Origin of the sequence: Rhodococcus sp. PAE-6, assembly GCF_025290685.1 — a bacterium.
Lineage (GTDB): Bacteria > Actinomycetota > Actinomycetes > Mycobacteriales > Mycobacteriaceae > Rhodococcus > Rhodococcus pyridinivorans.
Map to the genome: position 1 here is coordinate 82,255 of NZ_JAOCLZ010000005.1, position 13,985 is coordinate 96,239.

The 13,985-nt window shown below is 68.2% G+C and carries 16 protein-coding genes; 7 read left to right on the forward strand and 9 right to left on the reverse strand.

Annotated elements, in window-relative coordinates; all coding sequences use genetic code 11:
• Nucleotides 1-2: 2 nt before the first annotated feature.
• Entirely contained in the window at nucleotides 3-395 is a 393-nt protein-coding gene (locus NVV99_RS12675) for a hypothetical protein (RefSeq protein WP_024103407.1), read from the forward strand.
• A gap of 67 nt (nucleotides 396-462) precedes the next feature.
• Here the strand turns inward: NVV99_RS12675 and NVV99_RS12680 are convergent, their stop codons facing one another.
• Nucleotides 463-1,353, reverse strand: coding sequence for a sigma-70 family RNA polymerase sigma factor (locus NVV99_RS12680; RefSeq protein WP_024103408.1), 891 nt, complete (start codon nucleotides 1,351-1,353; stop codon nucleotides 463-465).
• A 75-nt stretch (nucleotides 1,354-1,428) separates the two neighbouring features.
• On the opposite strand from NVV99_RS12680, the gene NVV99_RS12685 reads away from it, so the two are divergent.
• Nucleotides 1,429-1,890 carry a carboxymuconolactone decarboxylase family protein gene (locus tag NVV99_RS12685; protein ID WP_024103409.1) on the forward strand — a complete coding sequence of 154 codons (462 nt, stop codon included), beginning with the start codon at nucleotides 1,429-1,431 and terminating at the stop codon, nucleotides 1,888-1,890.
• A gap of 66 nt (nucleotides 1,891-1,956) precedes the next feature.
• On the opposite strand, the gene NVV99_RS12690 is transcribed toward NVV99_RS12685, so the two are convergent.
• Nucleotides 1,957-3,654 carry a fumarate hydratase gene (locus NVV99_RS12690; protein WP_019288028.1) on the reverse strand — a complete coding sequence of 566 codons (1,698 nt, stop codon included), beginning with the start codon at nucleotides 3,652-3,654 and terminating at the stop codon, nucleotides 1,957-1,959.
• 281 nt (nucleotides 3,655-3,935) lie between these two features.
• Between NVV99_RS12690 and NVV99_RS12695 the strand changes: the two genes are divergently transcribed.
• Together NVV99_RS12695 and NVV99_RS12700 are read left to right on the forward strand one after the other, a co-directional pair.
• On the forward strand, nucleotides 3,936-4,685 hold the full coding sequence (locus NVV99_RS12695) for a CPBP family intramembrane glutamic endopeptidase (RefSeq protein ID WP_228045102.1): 750 nt from the start codon (nucleotides 3,936-3,938) through the stop codon (nucleotides 4,683-4,685).
• Nucleotides 4,685-5,209, forward strand: coding sequence for a 2'-5' RNA ligase family protein (locus tag NVV99_RS12700; RefSeq protein ID WP_024103411.1), 525 nt, complete (start codon nucleotides 4,685-4,687; stop codon nucleotides 5,207-5,209). The genes NVV99_RS12695 and NVV99_RS12700 overlap by 1 nt, the downstream gene beginning before the upstream one ends.
• Nucleotides 5,210-5,216: 7 nt before the next feature.
• Here NVV99_RS12700 and NVV99_RS12705 read toward each other — a convergent pair whose 3' ends face one another.
• Nucleotides 5,217-5,432 carry a hypothetical protein gene (locus NVV99_RS12705; RefSeq protein WP_024103412.1) on the reverse strand — a complete coding sequence of 72 codons (216 nt, stop codon included), beginning with the start codon at nucleotides 5,430-5,432 and terminating at the stop codon, nucleotides 5,217-5,219.
• Nucleotides 5,433-5,517: 85 nt separating this feature from the next.
• Nucleotides 5,518-6,297: a helix-turn-helix domain-containing protein gene (locus tag NVV99_RS12710; RefSeq protein WP_006550596.1), complete on the reverse strand. Its 780-nt coding sequence runs from the start codon at nucleotides 6,295-6,297 to the stop codon at nucleotides 5,518-5,520.
• A gap of 87 nt (nucleotides 6,298-6,384) precedes the next feature.
• Between NVV99_RS12710 and NVV99_RS12715 the strand changes: the two genes are divergently transcribed.
• A complete protein-coding gene (locus NVV99_RS12715; RefSeq protein ID WP_006550595.1) occupies nucleotides 6,385-6,726 on the forward strand; it encodes a DUF1330 domain-containing protein in 342 nt (113 codons plus the stop codon).
• 1 nt (nucleotide 6,727) lies between these two features.
• Here the strand turns inward: NVV99_RS12715 and mug are convergent, their stop codons facing one another.
• Both mug and NVV99_RS12725 read right to left on the reverse strand, forming a co-directional pair.
• Nucleotides 6,728-7,294 (reverse strand): G/U mismatch-specific DNA glycosylase, encoded by a 567-nt coding sequence (gene mug, locus NVV99_RS12720; protein ID WP_019288033.1) that lies wholly within the window; start codon nucleotides 7,292-7,294, stop codon nucleotides 6,728-6,730.
• Nucleotides 7,295-7,319: 25 nt separating this feature from the next.
• A complete protein-coding gene (locus NVV99_RS12725; protein ID WP_024103413.1) occupies nucleotides 7,320-8,705 on the reverse strand; it encodes a carotenoid oxygenase family protein in 1,386 nt (461 codons plus the stop codon).
• A 183-nt stretch (nucleotides 8,706-8,888) separates the two neighbouring features.
• Between NVV99_RS12725 and NVV99_RS12730 the strand changes: the two genes are divergently transcribed.
• Nucleotides 8,889-9,827 (forward strand): winged helix-turn-helix domain-containing protein, encoded by a 939-nt coding sequence (locus NVV99_RS12730; RefSeq protein ID WP_024103414.1) that lies wholly within the window; start codon nucleotides 8,889-8,891, stop codon nucleotides 9,825-9,827.
• Nucleotides 9,828-9,953: 126 nt separating this feature from the next.
• Nucleotides 9,954-10,712, forward strand: a complete 759-nt coding sequence (locus tag NVV99_RS12735; RefSeq protein WP_024103415.1) for a DUF1906 domain-containing protein — start codon at nucleotides 9,954-9,956, stop codon at nucleotides 10,710-10,712.
• On the opposite strand, the gene NVV99_RS12740 is transcribed toward NVV99_RS12735, so the two are convergent.
• The 3 genes from NVV99_RS12740 to NVV99_RS12750 all read right to left on the reverse strand — a co-directional run bounded on the left by NVV99_RS12740 (nucleotide 10,709) and on the right by NVV99_RS12750 (nucleotide 13,622).
• On the reverse strand, nucleotides 10,709-12,151 hold the full coding sequence (locus tag NVV99_RS12740) for an MFS transporter (protein ID WP_024103416.1): 1,443 nt from the start codon (nucleotides 12,149-12,151) through the stop codon (nucleotides 10,709-10,711). The two genes, NVV99_RS12735 and NVV99_RS12740, sit on opposite strands and share 4 nt — an antisense overlap.
• Before the next feature lie 157 nt (nucleotides 12,152-12,308).
• Nucleotides 12,309-12,692 carry a hypothetical protein gene (locus NVV99_RS12745; RefSeq protein ID WP_231911969.1) on the reverse strand — a complete coding sequence of 128 codons (384 nt, stop codon included), beginning with the start codon at nucleotides 12,690-12,692 and terminating at the stop codon, nucleotides 12,309-12,311.
• An 87-nt stretch (nucleotides 12,693-12,779) separates the two neighbouring features.
• Nucleotides 12,780-13,622: a hypothetical protein gene (locus NVV99_RS12750; protein WP_006550588.1), complete on the reverse strand. Its 843-nt coding sequence runs from the start codon at nucleotides 13,620-13,622 to the stop codon at nucleotides 12,780-12,782.
• Nucleotides 13,623-13,985 lie beyond the last annotated feature (363 nt).

Genomic DNA, 13,985 nt, shown 5'->3' on the forward strand with positions numbered 1-13,985 from the left:
ACATGTTCACCGCCGACCGTCCTCGAGCAGTGACGCTTCCGCCGGTCGTGCTCGGCGGACTGCGACCTCTCTACCGGCAGATGGTCCGCAACAACGTTCCGGCCGCATCGTTCGAGCACACCGCTGGACGGGCCGTCTTCGACGTCTGCCTGATCGCGGGGGAGCACGGCCCGCAGCTGCAGGTCCGCGCCCGCGACTTCGGGATCGACTTCACGCTCGCGATGACCACGCATTTCCGTATCGCGCCCGTGATGAGCGACGACCAGTACCGCGCACTGTGCTCGGTGCTCGCACCCGGCGCCGAACCGGCACCGGGCATCGTCCTCGACTTCCTGCAGCAGGTGGTCGTGCAGTCGCCCGCGGTGCTCGCGCGGACGCATACCTGCGCTGCCTGACGAGCACACGACCGTTCGAGCCCGGTGGGATCACTCCCGCCGGGCTCGACCCGTATCGGAGCAGGTGTCAGAGCAGAGCCGTGTCGAACGTGGTGATCGCCTCGGGATCCGCGATCACCTCGAGCGCCACGATGCGACCGTCCTCGACGGTGAAGCGGAACACCGACCGCACGATCCCGCCCGGCGCCCACGCCGCCCCGGGCACACCGTCGATCGTCGCGGGCACCGCGCCGCGTGCGCGGCCGTGGAAGGCGTGTGCCACCGCGTCGGCGCCGCGCAGTTCCGGCTCGAGTGCGGGGCCACCGTGCAGCCGGCCCGTCTCGGAATTCGCTGCCGCCACAGTGTCGGCGCGGAGCACCACGTCGGGATCGAGCACCGCGAGCAGATCCTCGAAGCGGCCCTCGCGGGCCGCGACGAGGAAGGCGTCGACCACCCGACGCGGATCCCCGGCACCCGCCGACGCCGTGCGAGCACCGCGCACCCGCCGCCGGGCACGGCTGGCGAGCTGACGCGTCGCGGCAGGGGAGCGGCCCACGACGGGCGCGATCTCGTCGAACGGCATGCCGAACATGTCGTGCAGCACGAAGGCGAGACGTTCGGCGGGACCGAGCGCGTCGAGGACCACCATCATCGCGATACCGATCGAATCTGCAAGCACTGCTTCGTCTTCAGGTGCCTCGGAGCTGTCGCTCCGTCGAGGCGGTTCGACGGGTTCGCCGACGACGACCTCGTGACGCGCCGAACGTGCGCGCAGCATGTCGAGGCACACGCGGCTCATCACGGTGGTGAGCCAGCCGCCGAGATTGTCCACGGACTCGGTGTCGGCGCGGGCGACCTTGAACCACGTCTCCTGCACCGCATCGTCCGCCTCCGCAGCCGACCCCAGCATCCGGAAACCGACCGCGCGCAAGCGCTCGCGGTGCGCGTCGAACTCCCTCGCCAGAAATTCCTCGTCCATGGTCGTCACATTCTTCCGTCGGGATCCGTCAAGGAAGTGACGGATTCCGAAGAACCGATGTGACAGGAGCAGGCGATGGAAGCACGAATGAACAATCCCGTGATGGTGCTGCCCGGCACCCTCGACGCGTTGCAGGCCGCGGGCCGGACCTACGAGAACACCGGGCTCCCGGCCCTCACGGTCCACCTGGTGCACCTGCGGGCCAGCCAGATCAACGGGTGCAGCTTCTGCGTGGAGATGCACACGCGCGAAGCGCTGGATGACGGGGAGAGCGTCGAACGGCTCACGGCGGTCGCGGCCTGGCGCGAATCGCGACGATTCACGGAGGCCGAGCGCGCCGCACTCGCGCTCACCGAGGCCGTCACGCGGATCGCCGACCGGCCGGAGGCCGTCTCCGACGAGGTGTGGGACGCCGCGGCCGACATCTACGACGAGAAGCAGCTGGCCGCGCTGGTCATGCAGATCGCGACGATCAACATGTGGAACCGGGTCAACGCCACGATCCGGCAACCGGCCGGAGCAGCACCCCGGAGCTGACATCACGAACGGCCCGCAGGAACCCTGCCGGGCCGTTCGGAGTAGTGCGTCTACAGCGAGCCGGGTCTACAGACCGGGGCGCTTGCCGACCGTGAGCGTGACCTCGCCGGTGTGCGCGAAGAAGTCGTTGCCCTTGTCGTCGACGACGATGAATGCGGGGAAGTCCTCAACCTCGATCTTCCAGACCGCTTCCATGCCGAGCTCTTCGTACTCGACGACCTCGACGTTCTTGATGCAGTCGAGCGCCAGACGCGCGGCCGGACCGCCGATCGAACCGAGGTAGAAGCCGCCGTACGTGTGGCATGCGTCGGTGACCTGCTTGGAGCGGTTGCCCTTCGCGAGCATCACCATCGAGCCACCGGCGGCCTGGAACTGGTCGACGTAGGAGTCCATACGACCGGCCGTCGTCGGGCCGAACGAACCCGACGCCAGACCCTCGGGGGTCTTCGCCGGACCGGCGTAGTAGACCGGGTGATCCTTCAGGTACTGCGGCATCTCCTCACCACGGTCGAGGCGCTCCTTGATCTTCGCGTGCGCGATGTCGCGCGCGACGACCAGCGGACCGGTGAGCGACAGGCGCGTCTTGACCGGGTGCTTGGACAGCTCGGCGAGGATCTCCGGCATCGGCCGGGTGAGGTCGATCTTGACCGCGGCACCCTTGCCGGTGCCCGAGACGCCCGACGTCTCGGAGTCGAGCTGGCTGTCGGTGACCTCGGGCAGGAACTGACCGGGGTTGAACTCGAGCTGCTCGAGGAAGACACCCTCGGGCGTGATCTTGGCCTTGGCCTGGCGGTCGGCCGAGCAGGAGACGGCGATCGCGACGGGCAGCGACGCGCCGTGGCGCGGCAAGCGGACGACGCGGACGTCGTGGCAGAAGTACTTGCCACCGAACTGCGCGCCGATGCCGATCTTCTGGGTGAGCTCGAAGACCTTCTTCTCGAGTTCGAGATCGCGGAAGCCGCGGCCGGTGATGGCACCCTCGGTGGGCAGCTCGTCGAGGTAGTGCGCCGAGGCGTACTTGGCCGTCTTGAGCGCGAACTCGGCGGAGGTGCCGCCGACAACGATCGCGAGGTGGTAGGGCGGGCACGCCGCGGTGCCGAGCGACCGGATCTTGGCCTCGAGGAACTGCATCATCGAGTCCGGGTTCAGGATGGCCTTCGTCTCCTGGTACAGGTACGACTTGTTGGCCGATCCGCCGCCCTTGGCCATGAACAGGAACTTGTAGGCGTTCTCGTGGCCCTTCGCGGTGTCCGCGTACAGCTCGATCTGCGCCGGCAGGTTGTTGCCCGTGTTCTTCTCGTCCCACATCGTCAGCGGGGCGTTCTGCGAGTACCGCAGGTTCAACTTCGTGTACGCGTCGTACACGCCGCGCGCGATGGACTCCTCGTCGTCACCCGGGGTGAGCACCTGCTGGCCGCGCTTGCCCATGACGATGGCGGTGCCGGTGTCCTGGCACATGGGCAGCACGCCGCCGGCGGCAATGTTCGCGTTCTTCAGGAGGTCGAGCGCAACGAACTTGTCGTTGTTCGACGCCTCGGGGTCCTCGAGGATGCTCGCCAGCTGCTTCAGGTGATCCGTGCGCAGGTAATGGGAGATGTCGTGCAGCGCGGTCTCGGTGAGCAGGCGCAGGGCCTCGGGCTCCACCTTCAGGAAGGTGCGGCCGTCGGGTCCTTCGACGGTGGACACCCCCTCGGTGGTCAGCAACCGATACTCGGTGGGGTCTTCCCCGATCGGCAGCAGGTCCTCGTAGAGGAAGTCGGCCATTGTTTCTCCTGGAAGAGGGCTGGTGATCGCCGTACACGTTAGCGGCGCCGGCGCAAGGCCTTGACAACGGGGCATGTGACGGACTCGACCTGCAAACTCGATGTGACCTGCGTCTCGCGACTTTCGGCGGCGTGTTTATGTCGCCGACGACCGGAAATCCCGCAAGGGAGTCGAGGCCGGAGTGTTCGCCGTCACGGCGGCCGGCAGGCCCCGATCCGTACACTTGACCGGATGTTCGAGAGTTTCCGGAGGGATCGCACGTGACCGTAGAAATCGAACGGTTGCCCTCGCCCGAGACCGGACGCCTGCCGTCGCTGGCCTGGCTTTCCCGTTTCCACGCCTGGATCGATCTCGCCGTCGTGATCGCGGTGCTCGTCACCACCAACCTGATCGCCCACTTCACCACGGCGTGGGCGTCGATCGCGACCGTGCCGATCGCAGCATGCGTGCTGGTCGCGATGATGCGTCGACGCGGCATGCGCTGGTCGGAACTCGGCCTCTCACCCCGGCACTGGAAGAAGGGGACGCTCTACTCGGTAGCAGCCGTGGCCCTCGTCCTGGCGGTGGTGGCGATCGGCATCGCCCTGCCGTTCACCAGGCAGTTCTTCCTCTCCGAGCGCTACGCCACGATCTCCGGTGCCCTCGTCGCCTCGATGATCATCATCCCGCTCCAGACCGTCATCCCCGAGGAACTCGCCTTCCGCGGGGTGCTCCACGGAACCCTCGAGCGAGTGTGGGGCGCACGCGGGGTCTTCGCCGCGGGATCCCTGCTGTTCGGGCTGTGGCACGTCGCCTCGTCGTTCGGTCTCACGGCGGGTAACGCCGGCCTCAGCGCCTTCCTCGGTGCCGGGCTGCTCGCGCAGATCGCCGGCATCGTCGGCGCGGTGATCGCGACCGCCGCCGCGGGCTTCGTCTTCACGTGGCTGCGTCGTCGCAGCGGCAGCATCCTCGCGCCCATCGCCCTGCACTGGTCGCTCAACGGCGCCGGTGCCCTCGCCGCCGCGCTCGTCTGGCACGCCACACTCAACTGATGGCGCTGGCGGTCTGTCTCCTGTTCGACACCGAGACCGACCGCGCGATCCGGCGCCTGTGGGGCCGGCTCGAGGAGAGCGGCATCCCGACCCTGCTCACCCACACGCACCGCAAGCACGTGCCGCACCTGTCGTACGCGGTACTGCGGACCTACGACCGGGGCGCCGTCGTCTCGGCCCTCGAGGACATGCCCGACGGGGGACCGGTCCCGGTCTACATCGACACGCTCGGGCTGTTCCGGCGCGGCCGGGCGTCGCTCGTGCCCGCCCCCTCGTCCGAACTCGTGCAGCGACAGGACCGCGTCGTGCGGGTCGTGGAGACGACGGGAGCGGACCTGCACCGCTACTACGTCCCGGGACGCTGGACCCCGCACTGTTCGCTGAGTCCCCGAACCCGGCGCGAGGAACTCGACCGTCTGGGCGCGGTCGTCTACGACGTGCTGCCCATCGAAGCGACACTCGATCGCGCGGTGCTGATCGACACCGCCACCGGCGAGCACACGCCGCTACGGATGATCCCGTGAGGGAAACTCACTCCTCGGGGTTCTCCACCCACGGTCCGTACGGGGGTGGGCCCTCGCTCTGGATCTGCAGGCCGAAGTGCGGACAGTGCTTCCACACGTAGCCGTGCAGGACGTGTTCTTCCGACGTCGCGGTGTTCATCAGTACGAGGTCGCCGCTGGGGCGGTGTTGGAGGGCGAAGCCGGACTCCCGCTGATCGAGAACCCACCATTTCGCAGTGCTCATGTCGGTGTCCTCCGCATGATCCGCTCGGCAGACGCGCACCTCCCACGTTAGCGCGGAAACCGTTCGTGATCGGCCGATTCGGCGATCACGATCCGTTCAGGACCCGGGCCGTCGCCTCGTCGGCGGGATAGAACGCCTCGATCGCCAGTTCCGACACCGTCACGTCGAGCGGGGTCCCGAAGAGGGTGGTCGTGCTGAAGAACGACAACTCGCCGGCCTCGGTCCGCAACCGCATCGGCACGACCAGCGAATGCGGTTCGATCTCCTCCACCGGATCGTCGCAGGGATAACCGGCGAGTTCGTCGTACAGGCGCAGCAGGACAGGGTCGGCGGTCGCACCGATCTGGTGTTGCAGCCGGGCGAGCAGATGACCGCGCCACTGCCCGAGATCGACGATGCGCGGCGCCAGTCCCCGCGGGTGCAGAGTCAGTCGCAGCACGTTGATCGGCGGTTCCAGCAGTTCCGGAGCGCACCCCTCGACGAACACCCCGACGGCGTCGTTGGAATCGACCATCGTCCAGTGCCGGTCGACGACGAGTGCGGGAAAGGGGTGGTGCGACGACAGGATTCGCGTGATCGCGTCGGAGATCGCCGCCATCGGCATATCGCCGAGGTGATGCTCGGGGTAGACAGGCGCATGTCCCGCCGCGACCAGGATGGTGTTGCGTTCGCGCAGCGGGATGTCCAGCCGGTCGCTCAGCTTCAGCACGGTCGCGCGTGACGGGCGGGACCGGCCGGTCTCGACGAAGCTGAGATGCCGCGACGAGATGCCGGCGGTATGGGCCAGGGTGAGCTGGCTCAGGCCGCGGCGCTCGCGCCATGCCCGCAGCAGGGCGCCGGCGTGGGGAGTGTCGACCGTGGTCATGCACCCGACAGTAGAGCCGGCGGGGAACGGTCACCATTACTTCCGGGGTAATCGATTCCGTGCACGACGCGGCGCAGGGTGGTCCCCATGAACGCATACGCAGTGGCTCATCTCCGCAACGTCGACCTCAACGACGACATCGTCCGGTACATCGAGACCATCGACGACACCCTCGCCCCGTACGACGGACGCTTCCTCGTCCACGGCGTCGACCCCGAAGGGATGGAAGGACCCTTCGAGGGGAACCTCGTGATCATCGAATTCCCCGACGTCGACCGTGCCCGGTCCTGGTACGAATCCCCGGAGTACCAGGCGATCCTCCCGCTCCGCACCGAGAACTCCGAGGGATGGGCGGTCGTCGTGCAGGGCACACCGCCCGGCTACCGCGCCACCCACTTCCTCGACAAGGTGTTCGGCGCTCAGCGGTAGTTCAGGACAGGATGCCGGCCGCCCGGGCCGGTTCGGCGTAGGCCCGCGCCAGTGACTCCACCGTCTCGTGGGCGTTCAACCCGCTCGGATTGGGCACCACCCACAACGGGACGTCGCCGATCGTGTCGTCCTGCCGCCCGGCCTTCGCCTTGCGCCGGCCGAAGGCCGCGCGGTAGGCGGTGATGCCCGCGACCGCCACGGCGCGAGGGCGGAACTCTGCCACCACGTGCGCCAGATGGCGTCCGCCCTCACGCAGTTCCTCGTCGGTGAGCTCGTCGGCGCGGGCCGTCGCACGCGGCGCCAGGTTCGTGATGCCGACACCCCGCTCGAGCAGGTGATCGCGGTCGGCGTCGCTCATACCGGACGACGCGTCGATCGGCCGGTCGACGATGCCGGCACGGAACAGGGCGGGGTAGAAGCGATTTCCGGGCCGCGCGAAGTGGGCTCCCGTCGCCGCGGTCCACAATCCCGGATTGATGCCGACGAACAACAGGCGGCAACCGGGCGCGACGAGATCGGGGATCACCGCATCGCGGAAGGACTCGAGTTCGGCTCGTGTGAAACCCATCCATCCAAACTAGCCGGAGCGACGCTCAGTCCGGCGGGAGCCAGGCTCCGTGCAGGCCGGCCGGGACACGGATCGGCAGACGGACCCGCGCGATCGGGCCCGATGCCGGGTCGGATGCGGGGAAGATCAGGAACCAGCTCGACATGTCCGCGCGGTCGGTGGCGATGGTGCCCCAGTGGTCCGCCGCGTCTCCCGGCATCAGGATCGGCTCGCCGGGAGCGAGACTGTCGTGCGTCCACACCGACTCCGTACCCGCCTGTACGTCGAACCAGCACAACGAATCGGCCGATCCAGGAGGTAGATTCGAGGATCCGCTCTTGCCGATCGTCGCTACCACGCGGTGACCGAGGGTTGTGGACCGGTCGTCTATGCGCGGGAACTCCATGTCGCGCTCGCACAGGACGGTCCGCGTGATCCCGTTCCGTCCGATCACCGCACGGCTCAGGGTGGACCGGTTCGGTTCGCTCTGCCGAGTCAATCCGCCGGGATAACACCATTCGACGTAGTCGAGCGCGACGTCGCCGTCGGGCAGGTCGAAGGCGTTGGCGGTGTGCCACATCCAGAAGGTGTCGGTCGAGAACCACCGCACCGCGCCGCCGTCGCGGGGGACGAGCGCGACACGCGTTCCGAGATCCGGCTTCCAGTCGAGCGGCGACCCGCCGGAGAAGATCTGCGAGAGATCGAACACGAGCGGGGCCAGGACCAGGACGACATAGGTCGGCGTCAGTGCCATGTCGTGGATCATCAACGGCCGGTCCATGCCGTCGATCGGGGTGGGCGCGCGCGTCACCGTCCCGTCCGGTGCGACCACCGACCAGGTCAGATACGGCGGGTCGAGCATGTAGCAGAAGGCGACCATCTCGCCGGTGTGCGGATCGATCTTCGGGTGCGCCGTCAGCCCGACCGGCAGGGTTCCGTCGAAGGTCTCGCGTCCGAGCGTCTCGAGGTCGGAACCCAGGGTGTACGGTGGCGCCGCTTCGGCCATCGCCATGAGCCGCCCGCCGTGCCGGACGATGTTGATGTCCGGCAGCTCGCGCATGGTGTTCGCCAGGTCGGGCCCGACCTCCTCCTCGGGAGGGAAGTACGGATCGGTGATGCCGGCCCACAGCGCGCGACCGGCCTTCTCCTCCGCGACGACCTGCGGGGTCCGCACGAACCTGTTCGTGTAGCGCGCGGTGCCCCCGGCGATCTGCACGCGGTGGACCATGCCGTCGCCGTCGATCGGGTAGACGTAGTGACCGATCGGGTCGAAGCGCGGATTGGGTCCGTTGCGGAGATAGCTTCCGTGCAGATCTGCGGGCAGTTCCCCGTGGACCTCCAGCTCGCGGACGTCCACTTCCTCGCGTTGAGGCGCGAACAGGCCACTGAGATGCGGATGGTGTGCCAGGTCGACAGGCGCCGGACGTTGCATGACGACTCGCTTCGGTGGAGGCGATTCTTCTGTGGGGCAATCGTAGGACCGGGAAGGGCGATCGGTTCGTGATTCGGCGCGCCCGATCCCACACCCACGGACGGGGACCGTGCATCGGATAGGGTTGTTGCCTACGTGCAGGACTGATAGTGCGGCCGCACGGCCGCGACGTTAGGGGAAGGTGTGCAGCGCCGGAACGCGATCGGAAACTCCGTCCGGAACACCGGAGGTGACGAGGCCACGTTGCCGCCGTACACGGATCTTCTCTGGCCGACCGTGCAGGCGGTGATCGAACTCGGCGGATCCGGTGTCATCGAGGAGATCGATTGCGCCGTGATCTCCCGGACGGGACTGTCCGAGGCCGCACAGGCGGTACTCCACGGTGACGGCCCCGGAACGGAGATCGAATACCGGCTGGCCTGGGCCCGGACTTACCTCAAGGGCATGGGTCTGCTGTCGAATACCCGCCGCGGTGTGTGGAGCGTGACCGACCGTGGCCGCGCCGTGCGCGAGTCGGAGATCAAGCCCATGCAGGTCGCGTACACGGCCGAGAAGCGTCGCAAGCGCATGGTGCGGAACGTCTCGCAGGGTGCCCAGGTCGTGCCGCTCGCAGCCGCCCCCGAGGATCCCGAACTGTGGCGCGAACCCGTCCTCGGTGCCGTCGCCGACCTGTCGGAGGACGGTTTCGAACGGCTCGCCACCGCGGTACTGCGCGCGGCCGGATTCACCACCCTGACGATTCCGGCCCCGGGCGGATCCCACGCTCCCGAGGGCGCCGGTCACGTCGAGGGCACCGGTGTCCTGCGCGTATCGCTGCTGAGCTTCTCGGTGTTCTTCCGTTTCCTGCGGGCACCGGAGAAGGCGGGTGCCGACGTGGTCCGCGAGTTCCGCGCCGCGATGGTCGGGCGGGGCGAGAAGGGTCTGCTCGTCGCCACCGGATCGTTCACCGAGGACGCGCGCGCCGAAGCCCACCGGCACGGCGCCCCGCCGATCGATCTCGTCGACGGCGACGGGTTGTGCGATCTGCTCAAGGAGCACGGTCTCGGTGTCCGTTCCACGGTGCGGACGGTCGAGGACGTTTCCCTGGTGCCGGCCTTCTTCGCCGAACTGTCCGGCCGCTGACCTCGTAGCGCCGTTGCGGATATCGCCTGCCGCGACCTGTCGAATTCTCGGTGTGGCCGGTGGGACGCCTGTGATTGTGATGCAATACGGCGGACGTACAGACGGCAATACGAAGGACAGGTTGCGATGAGCCTTTCGCGGCGGGACATGTTGCGGTACGCGACGCTCGGATCGGGCGTCGCGTTGATCTCTGCGCTCGGCGCACCGGGTCTGGCCCAGGGACGCCCGGTGCTCGGGACCATCATCGACTACTCGGCCGCCGTACCTTCGCCGTCGTCGATCCGCGCCGCCGGCCATATCGGCGCCATCCGGTACGTGTCCGATGCGCGACCCGATGCCGCCTGGATGCGCGCCAAGCCGCTCACCGGACGGGAAGCGGATGCGCTGCTCGACAGCGGACTCGAAGTGGTCTCGTGCTACCAGTACGGCAAGGCCGCGACCGCCGACTGGCTCGGTGGTTACGAGGCGGGGCTGAAGCACGCCCGGCGCGGCCTCGACCTCCACTACGCGGCCGGTGGCCCGGAGAACCGGCCGATCTACGCCTCGATCGACGACAACCCGACCTTCGAGCAGTTCACGCTCCAGGTCGTGCCGTATCTGCTGGGCTGGCAGGAAGTGGTCGGCGCCGGAAATCTCGGTGTGTACGCCAACTCGCCGACGATCGACTGGGCGTCGGCGGTCTCCCTCGGGTCCTTCTACTGGCAGCACGACTGGGGCACGCCCAAGGGCTACGTGCATCCGCGGGCGAACCTGCACCAGATTCCGGGCGAGGTCCGGATCGACGGCATCGGCGTCGACATCAACCACGTGCTCACGCCCGACTACGGCCAGTGGTCGCTCGCCGGCAGCGCACCGAGTTCCGACCCAGGACTGCCGGGCAGTTAGCGAGCCGGTCGGGTGTCGTCGACGGGTCGCACGGAGCGGCCCGGCGGCGGGATGAGGATCGTGAAGACCAGTCCCACCACCGCCGCCCCCATCGCCACCAGGAAGGTGGCGCGGAACCCTTCGAGTGCGGGCACCACGGAGTCGCCGATGCGCTGGGTCATCGCCGCCAGCATCACGCCCACCACCGCTGCGGCACTCGTCGTGCCGATGGACCGCATCAGGGTGTTGAGGCTGTTGGCCGCGGCGGACTCGCGTAGCGGCACGGCACCCATGATGAGTGCGGGCATCGCGGCGTAGGCGAGGCCTATGCCGGCGCCGATGAGCATCGACGCGCCGACGATGTGCCAGACCTCCTGGTACAGCACGTACGCCATCAGGTATCCGAGGCCTACGAGCACCGTGCCGCAACCGAGGGTCACGCGCGCGCCGAACCGCGTCGTGATGCGCGCCGAGACGGGGGACAGCGCCATCATGACGAGCCCCGCGGGGGCGAGCGCGATACCGGCGGTGACCATCGTCTGCCCGAAGCCGTAGCCGGTCTCCGTCGGTGCCATCAGCAGCTGCGGGAACGCCAGGATGTTCGAGTACATCGAGAAGCCGATCGCGACCGACGCGAGATTCGTCATGAGGATCGGTCGGCGGGCGGACAGTCGAAGGTCCACGAGAGGTCGCGGTACCCGCAGCTCGTACAGGCCCCAACCGACGAACACCACGACTGCCCCGGCGAGCATCCCGAGGGTGGCCGGGGCGGTCCAACCCCAGTCGTTGCCCTTGGTGACCGGCAGCAGCAACAACACGAGGGCGACGGAGAGCAACAGTGCCCCGGCGACGTCGAAGCGTCCCGGATTGCGTTGCGACGACTCGGGCACGACGAACAGGATCGCGGCGATCCCGATGAGCCCGAGGACCAGCGACGCGACGAACAGCATGTGCCAGTCGGTCGCCTGGGCGACGAAGGCCGCGGAGGGAAGGCCGATCGCGCCGCCGACACCCATCGTGGCGCTGATGGTGGCCATGGCGCCCGGGAGTCGCCGGGAAGGCAGCTCGTCGCGCAGGATCGCGATACCGAGCGGGATCGCGCCCATCGCGGCGCCCTGGAGAGCCCGGCCGACCACGAGCGGGACGAGGCTCGTCGCGAGCGCGCAGACCGCCGAACCGAGCACCATGAGCGAGAGCGAGGTCAGCAGCATCCGGCGTTTGCCGAACATGTCGCCGAGGCGACCGCTGATGGGGGTGACCACCGCGCCGGCGAGCAGAGTCACCGTCACAGCCCAGGACGTGTTCTCGGGTGACGCGCCGACGAGCACCGGCAGCCGCGGGAGGATCGGGACGATCAGGGTCTGCATGAGCGCGACGCTGATCCCGACGGTCGCGAGGACCGGCACGATGCCGCGCGGGGCAGGAATCTCCCGGGTGGAGAGCGGTGTCTCTACGGCCATGCGGCTCCTCGGTCCGGGGCCGGGGTGACGCGGCCTACAACGACAATTTGTGCGCAATACGAACGACGCTGCCATCGTGTCTAACACGGCAGGGCCGTCGATCCCTAGTACCCTCCCGCCGTCCGGTCCTGCGTGGCCGTTCGACCGGCGTCCGGTGTCAGGACTGACAGTGCTTGTCGGGCTCGGATTCGTCGACGGTGATCGAGAGCGGCGGATGCTCGTCGGGCGCGGAATGATCGCCGCGCCACGCCAGCAGCGACCAGCGCGACAGGCCGGACAGTGCCGAGCCGAGACTCGCGAACGACAGTGAGGACAACGCCGAACCGAACGACCCGACGGAGCCGATGGACAGAACCGACCCGCAGCTACCGATCGACAGGATCGAGTACGAGGAACCGATCGACAGGATCGACCGTTCCGAGGCGATCGACAGGATCGAGCGGTGAGAGAGGAGTGAGCGGCGGGAATTCACGGACGCGGCGCCGGCAGGGTGCCGCAGACGACGCTGCTTCGACGGGATGCGCGACGCGGTGAAGGTCATGCTCCGGTCTATCACGCCCGGCGTCGACGGGGGAAGACACGAAGGCCGCCGGGAGAAACTCCCGGCGGCCTTCGGTGAGTACGTGAATCAGGGAACGGCGACGAGACCCACGGTGGGCAGGAAGGTGCACGAACGCGGATCGGCGCCCTCGTCCTGCGTGGTGATTCCACCGGAGATCACGGCAAGGACCTGACCCGAACCGGTGTCGGCGATCGCGCTCAGCGTGGTCGGGCCGTCGGGGTTGATCTTCGCGTCGTTGGTGAGCGGTTGCGTGCCCGTGCGTCCGTTAGAGACGTTGACCCAGCTCAGGGTGAGCGGCTGTTGCTGTTCGCCGGCGGCGGGTGCGGTGCCCAGCGCGGTGAAGACGAAGCCGGTCTGGCCTGCGCCCGGTCCGGGAGGGGGAAGGTGCGACGGGCCCGCGACCGCGAGGGCGGTGCCCACGGAGTCCTGGCTGTCGCCGATGCAGCCCTTGCCGATAGTCGGGTAGAGGAACTGCGAGATCACCACGGCGCCGGGCTCGGGGATCTCGGGTCCGCCGCCGCCGCTGCCATCGAGGAAGGTGATGACGCGCTGGAGCGTGCTCTTCACCGATTCGGGGAGCTCGGAGTTCGCGAGCAGTTCCTTGGCCTGCGCCAGCAGGTCGTTCTTGCCGTCGGCCGCGTCGGCGACATCGGCGGGGCCCGCGGCCGCACCGATGATCGCGGGCGCGAGGGAAGCCAGGGCCTCGGCCTCTTCGGGGTTCGCCCGGACCCCGGCGAGCAGGTCGGTCAACGACTCTACGGAAAGATCAGCGGGAATCTCGAACTGGGGCAGTTCGACGAGCCCTGCCAGGTCCGGCAGTACGGGTGGCGCCGGTTGCGCGACGGCCTGCGTAGGCACGGCCAATCCCGCGGTGGCGGCGAGTGCGCACAGCGTGAGCGCCCGTCGCATTCCTCGAGTACGAAGCACTGTTCCCCATCCTTGTCGTTGAAGCATCCGGTTGTTCGGGACGAACGACCGGATGCTGACGGCTCGAGGAGACACTCTATGGACCCCCCGCACACGGGACAAGCCTGCCGTTTCGGAACGGCGCGCCCATCGCTGGTTCGGGATTCTAACCACGGGGTGTTCCGTCCCTCGGATCCTGTCGAACATAACGCGTTCGACCTGAGAAGATTGTGACTGTAGATGAAATCGTTACGGGAGTGAACTCCGGTTCGTTTGCATGCCTATCGGAACGGTAATCTCCTTCGCCGGGTCCGGTTCACCGGACGGACGTTCGACGGGAGAGGCCGCACCGCAGTGCCACGAGGG

What these genes read in the sequence shown, in the direction of transcription:
- NVV99_RS12675 (WP_024103407.1), top strand. Translation starts at nt 3, where the DNA reads ATGTTCACCGCCGACCGTCCTCGAGCAGTGACGCTTCCGCCGGTCGTG.
- NVV99_RS12680 (WP_024103408.1), bottom strand. Translation starts at nt 1,353, where the DNA reads ATGGACGAGGAATTTCTGGCGAGGGAGTTCGACGCGCACCGCGAGCGC.
- NVV99_RS12685 (WP_024103409.1), top strand. Translation starts at nt 1,429, where the DNA reads ATGGAAGCACGAATGAACAATCCCGTGATGGTGCTGCCCGGCACCCTC.
- NVV99_RS12690 (WP_019288028.1), bottom strand. Translation starts at nt 3,654, where the DNA reads ATGGCCGACTTCCTCTACGAGGACCTGCTGCCGATCGGGGAAGACCCC.
- NVV99_RS12700 (WP_024103411.1), top strand. Translation starts at nt 4,685, where the DNA reads ATGGCGCTGGCGGTCTGTCTCCTGTTCGACACCGAGACCGACCGCGCG.
- NVV99_RS12705 (WP_024103412.1), bottom strand. Translation starts at nt 5,432, where the DNA reads ATGAGCACTGCGAAATGGTGGGTTCTCGATCAGCGGGAGTCCGGCTTC.
- NVV99_RS12710 (WP_006550596.1), bottom strand. Translation starts at nt 6,297, where the DNA reads ATGACCACGGTCGACACTCCCCACGCCGGCGCCCTGCTGCGGGCATGG.
- NVV99_RS12715 (WP_006550595.1), top strand. Translation starts at nt 6,385, where the DNA reads ATGAACGCATACGCAGTGGCTCATCTCCGCAACGTCGACCTCAACGAC.
- mug (WP_019288033.1), bottom strand. Translation starts at nt 7,294, where the DNA reads ATGGGTTTCACACGAGCCGAACTCGAGTCCTTCCGCGATGCGGTGATC.
- NVV99_RS12725 (WP_024103413.1), bottom strand. Translation starts at nt 8,705, where the DNA reads ATGCAACGTCCGGCGCCTGTCGACCTGGCACACCATCCGCATCTCAGT.
- NVV99_RS12735 (WP_024103415.1), top strand. Translation starts at nt 9,954, where the DNA reads ATGAGCCTTTCGCGGCGGGACATGTTGCGGTACGCGACGCTCGGATCG.
- NVV99_RS12740 (WP_024103416.1), bottom strand. Translation starts at nt 12,151, where the DNA reads ATGGCCGTAGAGACACCGCTCTCCACCCGGGAGATTCCTGCCCCGCGC.
- NVV99_RS12745 (WP_231911969.1), bottom strand. Translation starts at nt 12,692, where the DNA reads ATGACCTTCACCGCGTCGCGCATCCCGTCGAAGCAGCGTCGTCTGCGG.
- NVV99_RS12750 (WP_006550588.1), bottom strand. Translation starts at nt 13,622, where the DNA reads ATGCGACGGGCGCTCACGCTGTGCGCACTCGCCGCCACCGCGGGATTG.